A 17,945-nucleotide genomic window follows, 5' to 3' on the forward strand; every position below is an offset into this window, starting at 1 on the left:
AGTGAACTAACGAACAAAAACATGGCAACGAACCGAATTCTGCATCTGGATATGGACGCTTTTTATGCGTCGATAGAACAACGGGATCAACCCCGCTACCGGGGTAAACCGCTCATTGTGGCCCGACCGGCTGCGGAGCGGGGCGTAGTAAGTGCCTGTTCATATCAGGCTCGTGCTTTTGGTATTCACGCGGGTATGCCAACGGCGGTGGCCGTGAGAAAATGCCCGACTTTAGTCGTAGTACCGCCCAATCTGGATCTCTACAAGGATGTATCCAGGACAATTATGTCGGTGTTGCGGCAGTTTACGAAACGAGTTGAGCCACTGGCCTTCGACGAAGCGTATCTGGACGTTAGTGATCGTTGTCCCGACTGGACGAGCGCACTGGAACTGGCGTCGACACTTAAACAGACCATTTTTGAATGGACGAATTTGACTTGTTCGGTGGGCGTGTCCTTCAATAAATTTCTGGCTAAACTGGCCAGTTGTTATCAGAAACCCGACGGGCTTACATTCATCTCGCCCACAAACTTCCCGCTTTTTATTGAGCAGACGCCCGTTACAAAATTCTACGGGATTGGCGACGTTACGGGGAATACATTACGGCAGATGGGCATCTTCACCGGTAAAGAACTCATGCGATTGGATGAGGCAACGCTCGTCCGGCTTTTTCGCAAACGGGGCAGCGTCATCTACCAGTGCATTCGGGGCATCGACGAGCGTAAAGTTGATAACAATCGGCAAAGTAAATCGTATGGCAAAGAATATACGTTCGCTCAGGACGTCAATGCCCGGTCCGACGAACTGGATGAGGCTCTGCGCAATCTGACAATACTTCTTTGTGATCGGTTGACCCAGAACGGACACCAGACACAGCGTCTTTTGCTTAAAGTACGATTCGCAGATTTCAACGAAACCTCTAAGCGGTTCACATTAGAGCAGCCGACCGATTATGCGTCTGTGATCGAGGAAACGACAAAACTGGTCTTGCAGAGGGTCGTCCGCGATTCTCGGAAAATTCGCAGGATTGGCGTTTATGCGCTGGATTTTGCGTTGCCACTTTCCCTCAATACCAACTCGCAACTAAGCCTGCTCTGAGTTAATCGCTATTTGTATGGATACGCTACCAAAAACGTTTGAGCTGCTTTTTGCCCGCGATACGATCACGTTCAGGGGCTGTCTGGCTTTGTTGCCAGCTACCCGGCAGTCTGATCTGCCGGTACACCAGTATTTGACTAAGCGGGAGGTGCAACTTATGAATACGTATATGTCGGCTAATCGGCAGTTTACGTATGTGGCTGGGCGGCTATGCGCAAAAGCAGCCCTGCGGCAATACGTTGGGCAACCCTACGGCTATCAGGATTTTTTTATTGATAAAGGGGTTTTCGATCACCCCCTGGTAGTACACAATACGTCTACGTCAAACCTACAGGTAAGTATCAGTCATTGCGCGAGCATTGTAGGGGCAATGGCCTATTCCGAACACCATCCGGTTGGCCTTGATATCGAGTGTTTAAACCCGCATATCAATCAGTTTAAAGAAGAGATCATTACCATTGCCGAAAGACGGCTTATCGATGCGCTGTCTGGTAACTCAACGCGCTACTATACATCGCTTTGGGCGGCTAAGGAAGCCCTTTCCAAAATTCTGAGAACAGGCCTGATGACCCCTTTCAGCCTTTTGGAAGTCAGTCAGTTGATCCTGAAACCGTGGGGCGTCGAATTTTCATTTGAAAATTTTCCGCAGTACAAAAGTCTCGTCTTCAGTACGGAACACTGTCTTTTTGCGATTGCCCTGCCCCGAAAAACAACACTGGTTGGCGAAGCTAAACTAGCGGCCTTACTACGTGACTATTATCTAAAAACTACTGTCTGTCAATTGATTAGCGACGTTAGTGCCTGACAAGTACAAGTATAACTAAAACCTTTTTCAACCGAGTAATCATGGCGACATCATCAACTGCTTTTGTATTTCCTGGCCAGGGATCTCAACGTATTGGCATGGGAAAAGACGTGTTTGGCCGTTTTCCAACCCTGACTTCAATGGCCGACAACGTACTGGGATTTTCTGTTAAGGATCTCTGCTTGAATGAGAAGAATAGTAGTCTGCTCAATCAGACGCAGTATACACAGCCTGCTTTATACGTAGTGAATGCACTGCATTATTATGCGATGATAGAGGATAAGGGCAAACTACCCCAGTTTGTGGCAGGGCACAGCTTGGGCGAGTACAATGCCTTGCTGGCTGCCGATGTGTTTGATTTTGAAGTGGGCTTACAACTCGTCAAAAAACGTGGGGAACTAATGGCTCAGGCCCGCTCTGGAGGTATGGCCGCCGTAATTGGTCTGGATGTAGAGACAGTGCGCAGTATACTCACAAAACATCGATTGGAGAGCATAGATATTGCGAATTATAATGCTCAGCAGCAAATAGTGATTGCCGGCGAAACCGCTACTATTGAGCAGGCGAGCGACATTTTTCGGACTGAGGGATGTGAAAACTATATTCCTTTGATGGTTAGTGGCGCTTTTCACTCCCGCTTGATGAAAACCGCTCGGGATGAGTTTCGTAACTACGTAAAACAATTCCAGTTTCGGACGCCGGAACTGCCGGTGATTGCCAACGTAACGGCAGCTCCCTATCCTGACGACACTGTAGGCGTGGGCCGCCTGTTGTCGCAGCAGATCGTAAGTAGCGTGCGTTGGGCTGAGAGTATCTGGTATTTACGCCAGCAGGGAGTCAAGTCATTTCAGGAAGTAGGCGAAAGTACGGTTCTGAGCAATCTGATTGCTAAAATAGATGCAGGTGGTATTGTTAAGCCACTCGTACCAGATACGCAACTGCGCGACTTAGCTACGGCTCGCCCGGCGCTTGTTGCTGCCGATCACAACGGCTCACGCAATGGTTCATTGGTTAATGGCAAACATCATTCGTCGTCAACTAATGGCAAGCAGTATCCGCCATCAACCAATAACAATCAGCTACTTACACCGTCTGGGACAAAAGGCATACGCCGGTTTGTGGACGATTACCAACTGAAATACCCCTACGTTGCTGGAGGTATTGGGTACGGAATAAGCTCCCGTCAGATGGTGGAATCTATGACAAAGGGTGGAATGCTTGGATTTCTCGATATAGCCGACCGCCCTTTGGCTGACGTTGAAAATGACTTAAGAACGCTGGCCTACACCTGCGGGAAAGAGAGTGCACGTTATGGCTGTACCATCTCTCAGGGGCTAAGTGATGAGTTAACGATAGATAAACTCTTTGGTCTACTACGTGCCTATAACATTCAGGTCATTGAGACCCATGATGACCCGCAGATTACGGAAAAACTAGTTGAATACCGATTGCAAGCGTTCGACCAGCGTGGTGAAGCTATAAACCGGTTGCTGATTAAAACGGGAAACCCGGTTGTGCTGGAAGAAATCATGAAGCCAATCTCAGAAACGATTCTTCTGAAATTGCAGCAGCGGGGTAAACTGACAAAAGAGCAGGTCGAACGGGGACGGCGTATTGCTTTGGCGTCCGACGTCTGCGTATTAGCGGACCCCGGAGGCCTTACCTCGCACGGATCTCCGTTTGTACTGTTTCCACATGCACTGATGCTCCGGGAGCAGTTTACCCGTCAATATCGGTATGAGCAACCGATTCATGTTGGTCTGGGTGGTGGCATAGGTAGCCCATTGGCTGTTCAGATGGCCTTTGCGATGGGTGCCGACTTTGTGCACACAACGTCAGTAAATTTATGCACAATCGAATCGGGATTGCACGCATACACGAAGCAACTGCTTCAGGAAATCAGTGTTGAGGATACGGGGTACGCACCTTGCAGCGATTTTCTGTTTAATCCCAACAAAAAGATTCAAGTGGTAAAGAAAGGAGTGTTGTTTCCGGCTCGCGCCAATAAACTCTACGAATTATTTAAGCAACACGCTGCTATTAGCGAGATTGACCCCAGGGTAATCGTACAGCTTGAGGAGAAATTCTATCAGAAATCACTAGCTGGCGTTTGGGAGGATATTGTTAAAAAGCGGCAGGGAACCCCTGATCTGATTTCAAAAGCACTGCAGAACAGCAAATACTACATGTACCTCCTGTTTCAGGAATACTTTCATTTATCGGCAGAATGGGCTGTTAAGGGCGACGGTACGTACTTGCTGAATTTTCAGATTCCGTGCGGAGCTGAGCTGGGTGCATTGAATCGGCAATTGCAAAACACACCCATGCAGGCTTGGTCCGGCCGTAACATTGGCGAAGTCGCTCAATGGTTGCTGAGTAAATCTAAATGATTGATCCGCACCAGCGAGCGCTACACTACGTAATCAGGATTGTCACTTTCACCAACAAAGGCTATGAAAAATCAAAATGTCTTTCTGATAGCAGGACAGGGGACCCAGTATTATCACATGGGTAAGTCGTTGTACCAATCTGACGAGTTTTTTCAGTACTGGATGGATGAGCAGGATTATCTTTTCAAATCAATTGCCGGGTATTCTGTGCTTGCTGATCTGCATGATAGCAGTAAAAATAAAGCAATGCCCTACCAGAATATCATGACTTCTCACGCGGCTATATTTATGATTGAATATGCGTTGGGCTTATCACTGATGAATCAGGGTATTGTTCCGGAATGTTTACTGGGAATAAGCTTGGGCGAATTGGTTGCCTTCACCCTTGCTAATTCAATTACTCTGGCAGCTGCTCTGGAAACTGTTTACCAGGAATCCCTAATTATTCAGCGGTCCTGCCCTCCCTGCAAGATGTACGTCATTTTTGAAACAATGGCTTCCTTTTACAGTCATTCATCGCTGTATTTATTTACGGAGCTAGTTGCCGAGACAAACCAGTCGCAACTGGTAATTTCATGTACTTCATCGCGAAGTTGTGTTCTGGAGCAATTCTTTATCGATCAGAAAATTCGATTTATTGAGTTACCAATTAATTACGGATTTCATACATGCTGGCTCGAACCAGCTAAAGACAGTCTTTGCGAGTTGTATTCAAAATTGACAGTTCTACCCGGTATGTTTCCTGTACTTTCTGCTCGGGAGTGCCGAACCGTTGAAATCGATGACATGAATAAAGTGGATTTGCTCTGGCGACGAATTCGACAGCCGTTTTATGTTGAAAAATCATTGAGGTCGTTAATTGGTCAATGCAATGAATCGCTTTGGTTCGACATTAGTCCCAATAGCGTATTTAATACCCAGTGTAAACAAATTGATTTAGGGGACAGGAAAAAGATTTATAGTTTTTTGTCTCCTTTTAAAGATTGAAAAACGCCGGCATAGGCTTACTGAAATTCATCGTATGAAAACGGATTTGATACTATATCCATTAAAAGTTTCCTCATCAACCATTATTAATAATTGTTATGTAGTTATTAACCGAGCTACTAAACAGGCATTAATAATTGATCCTGCCTGGGAATTGGCAAAGATTGAGCAGGTGCTTAGCAATGAGGGCGCGAGTGTGTCGGCAATATTGCTTACCCACTCTCATAATGACCATGTCAACTTAGCCGACGAACTGGCCCGTCGTTATGGATGTCGGGTGTTCATGGGTGCGGATGAGATTAAGTATTATACATTCTCATGCCCTTTTCTTACGGCCATACACCGGGAAGAACAATTGCCGATTGCTGGATTTAGCATCTCCCCAATCTTTACGCCCGGACACACACATGGAAGTGTTTGTTATTTACTTGATGATGTTTTGTTTTCGGGAGATACGCTGTTCATTGAAGGTTGCGGTCAGTGTACCGATCAGGGGGCTGATCCAAGGAAACTTTTTTTGAGTTTGCAGAAACTTAAAAAAAGACTTCGCCCATCTACAATTGTATATCCGGGTCATTCTTTTATTTACGAAACAGGTAAAGCTATGAGTTCGCTAATGAACCATAATATTTACATGCAGATCGAAGACTGCGATCTATTTGTTAAATTCAGAATGCGTAAAGCACAAGCGAATACACTGGTGTTTAAATAGAAATAGTACGTTTCTAGACGCACCCTACTTCATTTTCAATGTATTAATATGTTATATAGTTATGAGAAAGGGAATTGTGTTTTTTAGGCAGTCTATGACTAGGAGAGGACATCGACAGCAACTTAATGAATTGATGACAATTGCTGCTGAACATCGGGTTCAAATCGTTGCTAAACTTGTGGATACATCAGTTCATCAATACTCGATAGGTGATCATAAAGAAATAAGTAAACAACTGTTAAATATGGTCTCCTACCATAGACCAGAAAAGCTATTTATACAAGAAATATCACAATTAGGCGCATCTATGCTTGACGTATCGACCATTGTTGAAGAACTCACTTATTTGAGGGTAAGTATATATATCAATAATCTTAAGCTGGAAACACTACTTAATGGACAAAGAAACCCGGATGCCTTTGTTTTATTTACTTTGCTGAGCGAGATCAAACAATTCCAGTGGGCAGAGATTCGTAATCAGCTATCAAGAAAGTTGAAAAAAGATAAAAAAAGAACGTCAGATAGTAGTCCTGAATAAGTAAGGCTGATTTACAAAAGGCTGCGGGCGTAGTTTTGGGTTTGCAACAAAATACTGGACGCGGTCCCCGGGACAATAATTTAAGTAACATGTTGAAGTTGCCTTTTGCTGTATTCAAGGAGACTGCCGCTGAACTGTGTCAGGCCTGAGGGTGTATAGAATTGACAAGAAAATCCTTATCGTATGCTACGGATAGGAGTTTACAAATATTAAAATTAGCTGTCCTATAAAACGCCCATTTTATGAAGCAGCCGTTATTTTACTTCTTGCTAAGCTAAGTAGCGGTATAGCAGGCGAAGTCCGGTTTGTCGATGCGCCCCGTGGCCAGGGTACGGAAGTTCACGCCGTTATTGCCTATCGTCCACCGGCCGGGTAATTGGGTGGTGTGCTGATGAAGCTGTTCAACCCGGCCTTTGCGCAAATGATCAAGCAGGACCTGCGCCGGTTCAAGCAATTGCTGGAAACCGGAGAAATCACGACCATCAAAGGACAGCCTTCCGGTCGGAAAAGTGAGCAACAATCCGATAAGAAATCCTCATCTAACTACGCGGAAGCGGACGAAAAACATGAAAGCGCTATGTTATAACGGGGTGGGGGACCTGCGCACGGAGCAAGTTCCCGACCCGACCATTCTCAACCCCAAAGACGCGATTCTGCGGGTTATTCTGTCATCGGTTTGTGGCTCCGACCTGCACCTGCTTAACGGCTATGTGCCAACCATGCGTGAAGGCGACATCATTGGCCATGAGTTTATGGGCGAAGTGGTCGAAACCGGCTCCGGGGTGAAGAAGCTTAAGAAAGGCGACCGGGTCGTGGTGTGTTCGATCTTGGGTTGTGGCGAGTGCCAATATTGCCAGGATACCCAATGGGCGCTCTGCGACAACTCCAATCCCCATGCCTGGATACCGGAAAAAGTCTACGGGGATTTGCCAGCCGGTATTTTCGGGTACTCGCACGCCTTTGGCGGCTATGCCGGCTCCCATGCCGATTACATTCGCGTACCGTATGCCGACCTTGGCTGCTTTGTCATTCCGGAAGGGTTACCCGACGAAGCGGCCGTGTTTGCCTCAGATGCCTTACCGACGGGCTTTATGGCAGCGGATCTGGCCGACATCCAGCCGGGCAACGTGGTGGCGATCTGGGGATACGGAGGAGTGGGGCAAATGGCCATTCAACGTGCTTTTCTGCTGGGCGCGTCCCGCGTGATTGCCATCGACCGGGAACCCGACCGGCTGCGGATGGCCAAAGACATCAGCGGAGCTGAGGTGCTTGATTTCTCGAAAGTCGATGTTCAGGAAGCGTTACGGGAGATGACCGGCGGACGTGGCCCCGACCGCTGCATCGACTGCGTAGGCATGGAAGCGGTCAGCGAAGGGCTGGTCAGGCGGGAGAAAGCCCGCGATGGTGCGGCAAGATGGCGAGTTTCTATCCGCCTGACCAGCCGTCGCGTCTAAACACATGAAGCTGTTTACCGTTTTTAGTAAGACGAAGGAATGTCCATGAATTCGTTATGTATATAGCAGGCTTTTCTTGGTGTATAAGCGAGTCTGTTAACGTTGTGCCCAGCACACATTCCTAACGTCAATTGAAAAAACTGGGGTCCGTTAGCGCTTTTTAAGGCAGGCTGCCCAAAAACCAATCACATTCGGTATCCCTTTATGGCTCGACGAACAAACGCCAACGACCAGGACGATAAAGAAACATCCGGATTTGTCCGCGTGCGGGGCGCTCGTGAGCATAACCTCAAAAATATCGACGTCTCCATACCACGGAATCAGCTGGTAGTTTTCAGCGGTGTCTCCGGCTCGGGTAAGTCGTCCCTTGCCTTCGGCACCCTCTATGCCGAAGCACAGCGACGGTATCTTGAATCGGTTTCCCCTTATGCCAGACGGCTGATCGATCAGGTTGGCGTGCCGGATGTCGATGCCATTGACGGCCTGCCGCCCGCCGTCGCCCTTCAGCAGCAACGCGGCACGCCCAATGCCCGCTCGACGGTAGGTAGTCTGACGACACTTTCGAGCCTGGTGCGTATGCTCTACTCGCGCGTGGGTACTTACCCCGCCCGCCAGACGATGCTCTATGCCGAAGATTTTTCCTTCAATACCCCCCAAGGGGCTTGTCCCCGCTGCCAGGGTATGGGCCGTGTGCATACCATGACCGAAGAGTCGATGGTTCCGGATCCGTCGCTGACTATCCGCCAGCGGGCCATTGCCGCCTGGCCCACGGCCTGGGGCGGTCAGAACCTGCGCGACATTTTAGTCTCCCTGGGCTATGACATCGATAAACCCTGGAAAGACCTGCCCAAAAAGGACCGACAGTGGATTCTCTTTACGGACGAGCAGCCAACGGTTCCCGTTTATGCGGGCCTCACCCCAACCGAAACGCGTCAGGCTCAGCGACTGAAGATGGAACCGAGCTATCAGGGAACCTTCAGCAGCGCCCGGCGAAACCTGGAGCACACGCTCGCCCATACGGACAGTGCAGCCATGCGCAAACGCGTGTTGCAGTTTATGATCAGTAGCCCCTGCCCGGTATGCCAGGGCAAGCGCTTAAAGCCCGAGGCACTTTCGGTTACCTTCGCCGGCTACGATATCGCCGATTTCTCGCATCTCTCCCTGACGCAACTGGTAGAAGTCATCAAGCCGGCCGCGAATGGCGAGTTTGCCACCGAGATGAATCCGTCAACGTCGCTGGTGAGTCGCCAGGCGGCAAAAGCTGCGCTGGATCGGCGCGTGCAGGCAGGTGGCTCGGCGCACAAGGGCGCCCCGGATGTGCGCCGTACCGATGATCTCTCGCCTGAAAAGCGCATCGCTGCCGAGCGCCTGTGCGGTGATCTGCTGGATCGCCTGACAACGCTCATCGAGCTGGGCCTGGGTTACCTGTCGCTTGACCGCAGCACGCCCACCTGCTCATCCGGTGAGTTGCAACGGCTGCGGCTGGCCACTCAGCTCTCCTCCCAGCTCTTTGGGGTCATCTATGTGCTGGACGAGCCGACGGCAGGGCTGCACCCGGCCGATGGCCACGCGCTCTTCGACGCACTGGACAGGCTCAAAGCGTCGGGCAACTCGCTCTTCGTGGTCGAACACGACGTTGAGCTGATGCGCCGTGCCGATTGGCTCGTTGATGTTGGCCCTGAAGCGGGCAGCGCGGGCGGGCACATTCTCTACAGTGGAGAACCACAAGGCCTTAGGCGGGTTAGCGAGTCCCGCACCCGGCCCTACCTTTTTGAGGAAACAGCCCGGCTCTCGTCCCCCAACCGTTCCCCTAAAGGCTGGCTACGTCTGGAAGGAGTCCGACGAAATAATCTCCAGGGGGTGACTGTTTCGTTTCCGCTGGGTTGCTTTACCGCCGTGACCGGTGTCTCGGGGTCCGGCAAATCAAGCCTGGTGAGCCAGTCTCTGCTGGATCTGGTGGCACAGCACCTGGGCATGAGACGGGAAGAGGCCGAGGAAGATGCGCTGGAGCAGGCCCCCGCCGAAAAAACCATCGGTCGATTGGGGGGCGATGTCGAGGCCATACAGCGACTGATTGAGGTGGACCAAAAACCAATCGGACGAACCCCACGCTCCAACCTGGCCACCTATACCGGGCTTTTTGATCAGGTCCGAAAACTCTTTGCCGCCACGCCGGAGGCCCGTAGGCGACACTTCGATGCCGGCCGCTTTTCCTTCAACGTTGCCAAAGGGCGGTGCCCAACCTGTGAGGGAGAAGGCCAGGTCAGCATCGAGCTGCTGTTCATGCCGAGCGTTTATGCCCCTTGTCCGACCTGTCATGGCGCACGCTATAACGAAAAGACGCTGGAGATTAACTGGAACGGCAAATCTATTGCGGATGTGCTGAGCCTGACGGTCGACGAAGCCTGCCTGTTTTTTGCCGGGGAAGCGCTAGTGTTGCGGTCCCTCGACACGCTGCGGGATATTGGCCTGGGTTATCTCAAGCTGGGGCAAAGCGCGACTGAGCTTTCCGGCGGGGAGGCCCAGCGCATCAAGCTCTCCACCGAACTGCAACGTACGCAACGGGGCACCACCCTCTACGTGTTGGATGAGCCGACCACCGGCCTGCATCCGCGTGATGTCGATCGTCTTTTGGTTCAGCTGAACCGCCTGGTTGATGCGGGCAACACCGTTATCGTCGTCGAGCATGATATGCGTACGGTCGCCCAGTGTGATTGGGTTATCGACGTGGGACCCGGAGCCGGGAATCACGGCGGCACGATCGTTGCGGCAGGAACACCGACCGAGGTAGCCGCGTGTCAGGCAAGCCGTACGGCTCCTTTCCTGGCGAACATCCTGAAGCCCGAGCTAAGTCCCCCCTAATCAACGTCATTACAAGTCAATGCGCTACCAAGTTAGTTTCATGTTGGTCCGGCTGGATGGCCTGCACCGCAACGGCGGCCCGGCGCAACGGCGGCCCGGCGCAACGGCGGCCCGGCGCAACGGCGGATCGTGGGCAGCCCCGCCGTTTTGCCGGTAAGACCCATATCTAAAAAACAAGTAGTTATGTTGAACTACCAGGAGGCCGTGGCCCAAACAAACTGTAGTCGTTTTATCTTTTTCATCGAGCAACGACAGACTTACCCTAAAGTACGGAAATGATGGTCTTACCCCAAGCTTTTTCAGGCTATCGGGGTGGATTGGAGTTGCCGGTTAATTCGCAGGATTAACTCTTTAAGGCTAAACGGTTTGCCAATAAAGTCATTAGCCCCTAACTCCTGACAATAGTTGCGCACGATATTATCCGTATTCGCAGACACGACAAGAATCGGTATTTGTTGGCCTCTGGAAGAACTTCGGATTCGTTCAATTAAGGCTTGCCCTGTAACTAAGGGCATGTTTAAATCGGTTATGATCAAATCCGGCTGATGGCCCTTCTCGAACCAGTCAATGGCTTGCAGTCCATTTGTACAGCTTGTCAACTCAAACTTTTTCTTTAATCCGTGCTGAATAAGGAATCCAATGAAGGGATCATCATCAACAAAAAGTATATGATTACGCATAATATATTTACTCAGCAGAACTAAATCATAAATTTTATGCAATATTAAGTATTTATGCATATGTAGTCTACATAGATACCTAGTATTAGTAACTAAGAGTGCATGGGTAAATAGAATCAGTTTAATGTAAGTAGTCCTTGCTTATTAGTTTGTCTTAAAAGCACTAAAGTTGATGGTTAACTTTATGCTTACATTCGTCAAATACCGATTGAGGGCATAGGCTAAATCATCCTTAGTCAACTAATCCTCTGGCTTTAACCAACCTCTATAACATAGGCGGTGTGGTTTACTACGACTCCACGCAAAGCAGCTACTTTATTCGGGTCCCTAATAGCTTCGATTCCCATGACCTTGGTTACACCTGCAACTTGGCTACTGAATACCAAAGAAATGGTCTAAAGGTCAAATTCAGCGGTACGTATTACCAGAGTGATAAACAACTAGGATTTGTCGCGGGTGACAAGAGTTATTACTTGTCACTTATTTCCATCGAGGGACAATGATGCATCCAACTAGCGTGAGATGAATATTCTCAAATAATGCTCCTGCATGAGACGAGGTGATCTTCAACTCTGCGGCATAAATAGGGGGTTAAACTGGGCGGCTGTTTTAAATAGCTGTCAACTACTTTCCGTAGCGTACGCCCTTGACGATCCTGAATGTACAAGTCAGAAAACACACATGTACTCCTTGGTATAGCTTATTGTAGATGTGGCCCGCCATGTGGGTTGACGGGCGGTTGAGGCCCAGGGGTCGATGGAGCAATGGCTGATCGATTCCTAATTTGTTTTTGATCTTCTTTAAATCGGCTAGTACAGGTGGTAAAGGAGTTGATGTCATCATCGACACTATTGGAGGTAATACACTTTCTGATAGCGGACGAATTCTTAGTCAGATGGGGCAGGTAGTTACTGTGGTCGATCTTGAAAAACCTCAAAACCTTATCTATGCCTGGGGGAAAAATGCGACTTACCATTTTGTATTTACGCGACAAAACCGAAATAAGTTGGATGAAATAACAAAACTGGTAGAAACTAACAAGTTAAAACCAGTTCTTAATAAAGTCTTTTTATTGTCGGAGATAAGTAAGGCGCATAGTTTGTTGGAAAACAAAGTCGGCGACAAAAACTTCTACGGTAAAATCGGAATCGAGATCGACAAATAAATAATTCAGATTTTCAACATTTAATGCCGTCCGCTGGTGTGTAGCTCAGGAATAGACTGTTAATTAAATAGCCTAAAATGACCAGAATTATATTTTCTCGTAGTATCGAATTGTTATCGATGATGGAAATTTTCAATTGAATTTTATGAATTCACGTTTAACGATTGCACATCGACGGAATCACTTTCCTTATAAAAGTACGAATGGTTTCGGGTCTTGGTGGTGATCCCAATTCTCTATTGGCATGTATAAAAGGCCTGTTCGAATAATATAGTTTTCCACAATTTCTTGCCGATTTACTTTTGCTCTACGATTTAGCAAACAGGAATTTGCAAAAAGAAAGTTATGAAAAATTCCATTCACTTTTTCTTGCTTGCCTTTTTGGTTGCGGCTTGCAACCAATCACAAAAAAAGGCCCCCAATATGGAAATTGTAAGAAAGCCATATCCGATTACTGAAGAGGTGGATCAAAAAGATAAATACTTTGATACGGTGGTCGAAGATCCGTACCGCTGGCTTGAAGATGACCGCTCAGAAAAAAGAAAGGCCTGGATTACAGCGCAAAACAGTGTTACCTCTGCCTATCTCGATCAAATTCCATATCGCGATGCCATGCGAGAACGGCTCAAAAGCATATGGAACTATGAAAAACTTTCTGCCCCGTTTAAAGAAGGAGAGTATACTTACTTTTTGAAAATAGATGGCTTGCAAAATCAATGGGTCATAAATAGAAAAAAAAGGTGATTCAGGTAAAGATGAGGTTTTTCTCGACCCAAATGCATTTTCAAAAGATGGCAGCACCTCGCTTACCGAATTCGGTTTTAGCCAGGATGGCTCTCTTATGGCCTATCAGCTTTCTAAAAATGGCTCGGACTGGACAAAAATTGTTATCATAAAAACTGCCGATAAATCCCAGGTGGGGGATACATTGATGAACGTTAAATTTGCCACTGTTGCCTGGAAAGGCAACGAAGGTATTTTTTATAGTGCCTATAAAAGGAAAAGAGGAAAATCCAGCTTATCCGAGAAAACAGATCGGCATCAGCTTTATTTTCACAAGATTGATACACCCCAACTAAAAGATGAATTGATTCTGGGCGGTGCTGACTATTCCAGGAGATATATATTGAGCCGTGTGAGCGAAGATGGCCGCTATCTGATTGTTACTGCCGCAAACTCAAGTTCTGGCAATGAACTGCTCATAAAAGACCTAACCCGGCAGTCCTCAAAGTTCATAACTGTTGTAGGGAATTTGTCAGGCAATCACGAGATTCTTGATATAAGAGATCGTAAAATTTTTATCCGTACTGATCTGCAGGCACCTAATGGAAAGCTTGTGGCAACAGATATTTCCAATCCGTCAGTTCAGAACTGGCAGGAGATTATTCCTGAAAGCCAGGAAGTGTTACAGGTGACAACCGCCGGGGGAAAAATATTTGCTAACTATTTGAAAGATGCCCTTTCGTCCGTAAAGCAGTTTGACTTTACTGGCAAACTGGAACATCAACTTAAATTGCCGGATATTGGCTCAGTTACGGCAGTAGGGATAAGGAGCAAACCGGATGATAAACATCTGTATTATTACTTTACCTCCTATATTCATCCGGGAACAATATACAAATACGATATTTCGTCTGGTCACTCAGAGCTGTACAAAAAATCCAATGTAAAGTTCGAACCTGATAATTATGTCTCAAAACATATGTTTTATAAATCCAAAGACGGAACCCGGATTCCTCTGATTGTAACGCATAAAAAAGGCATTAAACTGGATGGCTCTAATCCTACACTTTTACATGGATACGGTGGTTTTGGTGTCAATCTCACGCCAACATTCGACATCCGAAACCTTTTGTTACTCGAACAGGGGGGCGTACTGGCTGTGGCGAATCTTCGCGGGGGAGGAGAATACGGAGTGAAATGGCACCTGGCCGGGACAAAAATGCAGAAGCAGAATACGTTCGACGATTTCATCGCTGCCGCAGACTATTTAATAGCGTCGCGTTACACCTCGCCAGCTAAACTGGCCATAGCCGGAGAATCAAATGGAGGACTGTTGATTGGGGCCTGCATGACCCAACGCCCGGACCTTTTTAAGGTCGCTTTCCCGGGTGTAGCGGTGTTGGATATGCTCAGGTTCAATAAATTTACCGGCGGAGAAGGCTGGACCTTTGATTTTGGTTCCCCTGAAGATAGTCGTGACATGTTCCACTATCTCTATCAATATTCTCCATACCATTCAATTAAACCGGGCACTGTATATCCCGCTACGCTTATAACGACGGCTGATCACGATGACCGCGTTGTTCCGGCACATTCCTTCAAGTTTGCTGCCAGGCTTCAGAAGTCCCAAAAAGGAGATAATCCTGTGCTGCTAAGAGTAGACACCAAAGCCGGTCATGGTGCAGGAATCTCGACGGCCATGGCAATTGATCAGCAGGCCGATAAATGGGCTTTCATGTTCCACATAATGGGATTGCCGTACGAGCAGAACCCAAGACAACACGAGTAAGGCGACTTGCACTTTGTAATTTTACTTATGGATAGAAACGAAAACACCTTGCATTCATTTTTGATGATAGGCCAGTCCAATATGGCGGGCCGTGGGTATATAAAAGATGTAAAACCTATTTACGACGAGCATATCAAAATGCTGGTGAACGGGAGATGGCAAACAATGACTGAGCCAATAAATTTTGATAGACCCACTTCGGGAATTGGTCTTGCTGCGTCTTTCGCCGGTGCCTGGCGTATGAAAAATGAAAATTTACAGATAGGGCTGATTCCCTGTGCAGAGGGTGGCACTAGTCTGGATGACTGGGAAGTGGGAGGGCCACTTTTTGACAATGCCGTATTTCAGACAAAACTTGCACAACGTACCAGTTTGCTCAGCGGTTTTTTATGGCACCAGGGAGAGAATGATAGCTTTGGGGGCCGATCCAGCTACTATTTTGATAAATTGACAAATCTGGTGGCTGCATTCCGGAAGGAACTGCAGGCACCGGATGTCCCCTTCATTGCAGGAGGTTTAGGTGATTTTTTAAGCAGCGGCAGGTACGGGACGTATTTTACCGAATTCAGTGCTGTTAACCAGGCGCTTCGGGAGTATGCCGACACGACGGCGAATAGCTATTTTGTCGCTGCATCTGACCTGACAGCCAATGCCGACGGGCTCCACTTTGACGCCATATCACAGCGGAAGCTTGGCGTCAGATACTTTGACGCTTTTTATGGCCGGAAAAATGTGCTTGGTCCACTTGATGATGAAAACGAGCTTATCAACAGGATTCAGGACAAACCTTTGACCAGGAATGAGAAGGCAGCCTTACTGGAAATCAGTTTTGCCCGTGGTGACCTATCGTTGGCAGACTTTGAGAACCAGTTATCAACATTGAATTCAATGCCGTCGTAAATCAAAAGGTAAACACTGACAGCTACAGACGTCAATTGCCAGCGTTTTCTGGTTTCCAGGTTCACTTCACTGCTGTTGATTCAAGTTCAACCTCCTCAACCTAAGCAGGTGAGAGACGTTAGGGTCGCCATCGACGTAGGGTCGTCTTCTGCTCATAAGGCGGTGGGGTGGGTAGCGTGATAAGTTCAATAACCGTACCCCAGGGTGTGCGGCCGTAGCAGAAGATATTGCCGGAGCCGGTTTCCAGCGGGAACAGGTTGGGGGCAGGGTGGTCGAAGATAACTCCACCGGCGGCCGTGAACCGGGCAACGGCCGCCGACATATCGTCTAAATAGAGTGCAAAGTGCTGCAAGCCAAAATCACTAGGGCGTACAGGTTTCAATTGCTGGGGGGCGTGCATCTCGATGAGCTCAATACCGGGCCCGTGCTGTAGCTTAATCATGCGCACCGCGACCGTTTGCGTACCCTTACTAAGCAGGAGCATTTTCTCCGGTTTGGAGCCTTCGATGGGGGGATCGACACGGGATAGCGACTCGTAAATGACTTCGGCCCCAAAGGCCGCTATGAGGAACTGGGTTGCGGCTTCAATATCGGGCACCGTAATGCCAATATGGTCGATGCCGCGAATGCTGGTCGAGTTCATAAAATGGATTTTTAAGTGGATGATTGGCCAACCGCTATCTTACCACAGTGGCATCCAGTTCTATAGTTAATGTGTCGTTCAGGGCAACGACCTGGAGCAGCGTAACAGCCTGTTTCATGTCATGCTTTGCCACGAATTCCCGAAATATGTCAAAACATTTATTGATAAACTCATCTGTGGAGGTCGAGTAAATAGTGAGCTTAACGATATTACCGCATTCATAACCAGCGTCACTGATGACGGTTTCGAGGTTCTGTATCGCCAAGGCAAGCTGGGTGCGCATATCGGCATCGCTGGATGTGCCATCCGCATGTACGGCCGCCTGCCCGGCACAGTATAATGTCCCTGTTGTTTCTGTCACTTCTACGGCCTGTACGTAACTGAGTTGTTCTTGCCAGGTCCAGGGATTAAACACTGTTTTTTTCATGACGTTTTTTGATTTTTTGCTGTAGAATTGAGAACAATTATTCGAGCGATAGATGCACCTGTCCGATTTAACCTTTCTCTTTCCCAAACCCAGAATCAAAGTAACGCGCCTGGCGATCCTTGAAGAAATCTATTATCTGAACAGGCGTTTGGTCCATGCAAAAGAGAGAAGTACTGATTCGATTGCAAATTTTGGGATACTGCCGCAGAAATTTGTTTCCAAATCATGCTTTGTTGTATCCAAACTGCAGGTCAGGAATCTTATCGGCAGCGACTAGTTGTTAAAGGAATATCTTCTGGTATTATTAGTCGTAAACCCGTACTACCAGCCGGGTTATGTGCGAATGATAGCAGCAACCACAAACAAATTTTAAACAGGTATGACCGAAACAAATAAGCAGACTGCTGTCGCATTTTATGAATTGATGTTCAACGACTGCAAGCCAGCAGAAGCGGTTTCTTTATACGTTGGAGACGTTTATATCCAGCATAACCCGCACGTAGCCGATGGCAAGGAGGGGTTCATTTCCTATTTTGAACGGATGGCCGTGGAATATCCAGGCAAACAGGTCACGATTAAACGCATTATTGCGGAAGATGACCTTGTTGTTTTGCATTGCTTCCAGCAGTGGCCAGGGGATTCCGACTACGCTGGAATTGATATTTTTCGCTTTGACGATACCGGTAAAATTGTTGAACACTGGGATGTTTTACAGGTTGTCCCAGAGAATAGCCAAAACGATAACGGATTGTTTTGATCGCAATCTTCGATT

The 17,945-nt window shown here is 48.0% G+C and carries 17 protein-coding genes; 13 read left to right on the forward strand and 4 right to left on the reverse strand.

Annotation, left to right across the window (positions count from 1 at the left end; genetic code table 11):
- Positions 1–21 precede the first annotated feature (21 nt).
- From dinB to CRO74_RS29680, 6 genes are all read left to right on the forward strand, one after another.
- A complete protein-coding gene (gene dinB, locus CRO74_RS29655) occupies positions 22–1,098 on the forward strand; it encodes a DNA polymerase IV (RefSeq protein WP_097131665.1) in 1,077 nt (358 codons plus the stop codon).
- Between the two features lie 16 nt (positions 1,099–1,114).
- Complete coding sequence (locus CRO74_RS29660) at positions 1,115–1,903, forward strand: 4'-phosphopantetheinyl transferase family protein (protein ID WP_097131667.1); 789 nt, start codon at positions 1,115–1,117, stop codon at positions 1,901–1,903.
- Between the two features lie 41 nt (positions 1,904–1,944).
- Entirely contained in the window at positions 1,945–4,293 is a 2,349-nt protein-coding gene (gene fabD / locus CRO74_RS29665) for an ACP S-malonyltransferase (protein WP_097131669.1), read from the forward strand.
- 63 nt (positions 4,294–4,356) lie between these two features.
- A complete protein-coding gene (locus CRO74_RS29670) occupies positions 4,357–5,280 on the forward strand; it encodes an acyltransferase domain-containing protein (protein WP_097131671.1) in 924 nt (307 codons plus the stop codon).
- Positions 5,281–5,314: 34 nt separating this feature from the next.
- Complete coding sequence (locus tag CRO74_RS29675; protein WP_097131673.1) at positions 5,315–5,992, forward strand: MBL fold metallo-hydrolase; 678 nt, start codon at positions 5,315–5,317, stop codon at positions 5,990–5,992.
- A gap of 61 nt (positions 5,993–6,053) precedes the next feature.
- Positions 6,054–6,530, forward strand: coding sequence for a recombinase family protein (locus tag CRO74_RS29680; protein ID WP_097131675.1), 477 nt, complete (start codon positions 6,054–6,056; stop codon positions 6,528–6,530).
- A gap of 274 nt (positions 6,531–6,804) precedes the next feature.
- Here the strand turns inward: CRO74_RS29680 and CRO74_RS31775 are convergent, their stop codons facing one another.
- Positions 6,805–7,047 (reverse strand): hypothetical protein, encoded by a 243-nt coding sequence (locus tag CRO74_RS31775; RefSeq protein WP_179830342.1) that lies wholly within the window; start codon positions 7,045–7,047, stop codon positions 6,805–6,807.
- Positions 7,048–7,096: 49 nt separating this feature from the next.
- Between CRO74_RS31775 and CRO74_RS29690 the strand changes: the two genes are divergently transcribed.
- Together CRO74_RS29690 and CRO74_RS29695 are read left to right on the forward strand one after the other, a co-directional pair.
- Positions 7,097–7,984, forward strand: a complete 888-nt coding sequence (locus CRO74_RS29690; protein WP_245878027.1) for an alcohol dehydrogenase catalytic domain-containing protein — start codon at positions 7,097–7,099, stop codon at positions 7,982–7,984.
- Positions 7,985–8,188: 204 nt separating this feature from the next.
- Positions 8,189–10,846, forward strand: a complete 2,658-nt coding sequence (locus CRO74_RS29695) for an excinuclease ABC subunit UvrA (protein ID WP_097131677.1) — start codon at positions 8,189–8,191, stop codon at positions 10,844–10,846.
- A 299-nt stretch (positions 10,847–11,145) separates the two neighbouring features.
- Here CRO74_RS29695 and CRO74_RS29700 read toward each other — a convergent pair whose 3' ends face one another.
- The gene (locus CRO74_RS29700; RefSeq protein ID WP_179830343.1) at positions 11,146–11,526 is read right to left on the reverse strand and encodes a response regulator; all 381 of its coding nucleotides are present in this window, start codon (positions 11,524–11,526) and stop codon (positions 11,146–11,148) included.
- A 790-nt stretch (positions 11,527–12,316) separates the two neighbouring features.
- Here CRO74_RS29700 and CRO74_RS29705 point away from each other — a divergent pair.
- From CRO74_RS29705 to CRO74_RS29715, 4 genes are all read left to right on the forward strand, one after another.
- Positions 12,317–12,691 carry a zinc-binding dehydrogenase gene (locus CRO74_RS29705; RefSeq protein WP_218840250.1) on the forward strand — a complete coding sequence of 125 codons (375 nt, stop codon included), beginning with the start codon at positions 12,317–12,319 and terminating at the stop codon, positions 12,689–12,691.
- A gap of 345 nt (positions 12,692–13,036) precedes the next feature.
- Positions 13,037–13,435, forward strand: a complete 399-nt coding sequence (locus CRO74_RS32335; protein ID WP_317042421.1) for a hypothetical protein — start codon at positions 13,037–13,039, stop codon at positions 13,433–13,435.
- Positions 13,419–15,203 carry a prolyl oligopeptidase family serine peptidase gene (locus tag CRO74_RS29710; RefSeq protein WP_317042422.1) on the forward strand — a complete coding sequence of 595 codons (1,785 nt, stop codon included), beginning with the start codon at positions 13,419–13,421 and terminating at the stop codon, positions 15,201–15,203. Before CRO74_RS32335 ends, CRO74_RS29710 begins: the two co-directional genes overlap by 17 nt.
- A 27-nt stretch (positions 15,204–15,230) precedes the next feature.
- Positions 15,231–16,103, forward strand: coding sequence for a sialate O-acetylesterase (locus CRO74_RS29715; RefSeq protein WP_097131873.1), 873 nt, complete (start codon positions 15,231–15,233; stop codon positions 16,101–16,103).
- Between the two features lie 118 nt (positions 16,104–16,221).
- Here CRO74_RS29715 and CRO74_RS29720 read toward each other — a convergent pair whose 3' ends face one another.
- Together CRO74_RS29720 and CRO74_RS29725 are read right to left on the reverse strand one after the other, a co-directional pair.
- Entirely contained in the window at positions 16,222–16,746 is a 525-nt protein-coding gene (locus tag CRO74_RS29720) for a VOC family protein (RefSeq protein ID WP_097131681.1), read from the reverse strand.
- 34 nt (positions 16,747–16,780) lie between these two features.
- On the reverse strand, positions 16,781–17,173 hold the full coding sequence (locus CRO74_RS29725; RefSeq protein ID WP_097131683.1) for a RidA family protein: 393 nt from the start codon (positions 17,171–17,173) through the stop codon (positions 16,781–16,783).
- Positions 17,174–17,552: 379 nt separating this feature from the next.
- Between CRO74_RS29725 and CRO74_RS29735 the strand changes: the two genes are divergently transcribed.
- Positions 17,553–17,930, forward strand: a complete 378-nt coding sequence (locus tag CRO74_RS29735; protein WP_097131687.1) for a nuclear transport factor 2 family protein — start codon at positions 17,553–17,555, stop codon at positions 17,928–17,930.
- Positions 17,931–17,945 lie beyond the last annotated feature (15 nt).

Source organism: Spirosoma fluviale (assembly GCF_900230225.1).
Taxonomy (GTDB): Bacteria; Bacteroidota; Bacteroidia; order Cytophagales; family Spirosomataceae; genus Spirosoma; species Spirosoma fluviale.

Coding starts and splice junctions, on each gene's coding strand:
- dinB (WP_097131665.1), top strand. CDS start 22: ATGGCAACGAACCGAATTCTGCATCTGGATATGGACGCTTTTTATGCG.
- CRO74_RS29700 (WP_179830343.1), bottom strand. CDS start 11,526: ATGCGTAATCATATACTTTTTGTTGATGATGATCCCTTCATTGGATTC.
- CRO74_RS29680 (WP_097131675.1), top strand. CDS start 6,054: ATGAGAAAGGGAATTGTGTTTTTTAGGCAGTCTATGACTAGGAGAGGA.
- CRO74_RS29715 (WP_097131873.1), top strand. CDS start 15,231: ATGGATAGAAACGAAAACACCTTGCATTCATTTTTGATGATAGGCCAG.
- CRO74_RS29720 (WP_097131681.1), bottom strand. CDS start 16,746: ATGAACTCGACCAGCATTCGCGGCATCGACCATATTGGCATTACGGTG.
- CRO74_RS32335 (WP_317042421.1), top strand. CDS start 13,037: ATGAAAAATTCCATTCACTTTTTCTTGCTTGCCTTTTTGGTTGCGGCT.
- CRO74_RS29690 (WP_245878027.1), top strand. CDS start 7,097: ATGAAAGCGCTATGTTATAACGGGGTGGGGGACCTGCGCACGGAGCAA.
- CRO74_RS29695 (WP_097131677.1), top strand. CDS start 8,189: ATGGCTCGACGAACAAACGCCAACGACCAGGACGATAAAGAAACATCC.
- fabD (WP_097131669.1), top strand. CDS start 1,945: ATGGCGACATCATCAACTGCTTTTGTATTTCCTGGCCAGGGATCTCAA.
- CRO74_RS29725 (WP_097131683.1), bottom strand. CDS start 17,173: ATGAAAAAAACAGTGTTTAATCCCTGGACCTGGCAAGAACAACTCAGT.
- CRO74_RS29670 (WP_097131671.1), top strand. CDS start 4,357: ATGAAAAATCAAAATGTCTTTCTGATAGCAGGACAGGGGACCCAGTAT.
- CRO74_RS29660 (WP_097131667.1), top strand. CDS start 1,115: ATGGATACGCTACCAAAAACGTTTGAGCTGCTTTTTGCCCGCGATACG.
- CRO74_RS29735 (WP_097131687.1), top strand. CDS start 17,553: ATGACCGAAACAAATAAGCAGACTGCTGTCGCATTTTATGAATTGATG.
- CRO74_RS29675 (WP_097131673.1), top strand. CDS start 5,315: ATGAAAACGGATTTGATACTATATCCATTAAAAGTTTCCTCATCAACC.